This window comes from Ferrovum myxofaciens (assembly GCF_000735045.1).
GTDB classification, from domain to species: Bacteria; Pseudomonadota; Gammaproteobacteria; order Burkholderiales; family Ferrovaceae; genus Ferrovum; species Ferrovum myxofaciens.
This window is the reverse complement of sequence record NZ_JPOQ01000555.1, coordinates 1-253: the sequence shown is the minus strand read 5'-3', so window position 1 is coordinate 253 and position 253 is coordinate 1. Positions and strand designations below refer to the sequence as shown.

Sequence of the window (253 nt, the reverse complement as noted above, 5' to 3'; positions counted from 1 at the left end):
CAGCACGATCACCTTGTAATCTACCAGGAGGCCCCGTTGTACCGCTTCGGAGAAGGTGATGACGAACAGTTCCTTTCCGTACAGGGCTTCATCATCCATGGAACAGAGGGCTACATTCTCCGTCTCGGCTTTGCTCTTGGCTATTTCCCCATAAATACGCGGGGTGGCAGTCATGTAGATACGTTTGGCCCCTTTTATGTACTCCCCGTCATGAATTTTGACGAAAGCGCTTTCATCCTCCTGATCAAAAATG

The 253-nt window shown here is 49.8% G+C and carries 1 protein-coding gene; it reads right to left on the bottom strand.

The features are described 5' to 3' along the window. Positions 1–253 (bottom strand): hypothetical protein (locus tag IV91_RS16485; RefSeq protein WP_035418944.1); only part of this gene is annotated, 253 nt, incomplete at both ends.